The organism is Pseudomonas sp. 05N434, from assembly GCF_056396965.1.
In genome coordinates, this window is the sequence record NZ_JBFTMK010000963.1 from 1 (window position 1) to 865 (window position 865).

General features: G+C 52.4%; 1 pseudogene. It reads left to right on the plus strand.

Going from position 1 to position 865, the window contains the following annotated elements:
- Window positions 1–110: 110 nt before the first annotated feature.
- Window positions 111–302: pseudogene (locus AC1DLB_RS31080) on the plus strand (IS4 family transposase); the annotation flags it as partial.
- Between the last annotated feature and the right edge of the window lie 563 nt (window positions 303–865).

Below are 865 nucleotides of genomic sequence, written 5' to 3' on the forward strand. Positions count from 1 at the left end.
GCGCACGCTCTGCACCGAGCTCAGGTGATTGATCTGGATGATCTCAGCTATCTCCTGGAGCAGGCCGACGGCGCCCAGCCGATACCTACAGCCAAGGCCGTTGCCAAGCTTTATCAGAGCGCTGGGAGATCGAATTGGGCTCCATTGCCATCAAGACTTCGATGCAGCGGAACGCGATGACCTTGCGTAGCAAAAAAGTCGACCTGGTCTATCAGGAGGTATGGGGACTTTGGCTGGCTTACAACGTGATTCGCTGGGAAGCCAGTCAGTTGGCGGTGGCGTTTAGCCGAGCACCGTCGGAAACCAAAGCAGCAGTAACTAGAAATGCGAACAGGGCTGTTGTAACTAAACCAAACATCACAATCATGGATGATCATATTATGAGTATTTTAGGAAAATCGGGAGTCACGAACGACCAACCCACCAATGAGATTGTCTCGACAGACATGGGCTTCAAGCGCGGCGTTGTGGCGGACACTATTACTACAGTCAATATGATGCTGTCTGGTGTAACGGTGAATATCTGGGAGTTCGCGGACGCGATTATCTTCAAGCCTGGACTCCTTCCTTCAACCTGGGATTGGACGCCGGCTACAGCCGCCGCTTCTGAGTATGTAAAGAACCAAGGCGGAGGATGGGTGCGTTACCCGGCTGGATCTTACCCACACTCGATTTTTGTTAAGCTGCACAGTGTTAGTCATTGTGGGGATGGCTCCAGCGCCACATATATCACAGCGCTTCCAGCATCTTCTACGGTGCCTTATGGTTTGATTGAAATCGAGGCCGGAGCCGTTTCGTCATCTCACATGGTTGGCATGCACATCATGGGCAGTGCAGTAGCCGGATTTGCTCAGCCAGTTGTGAA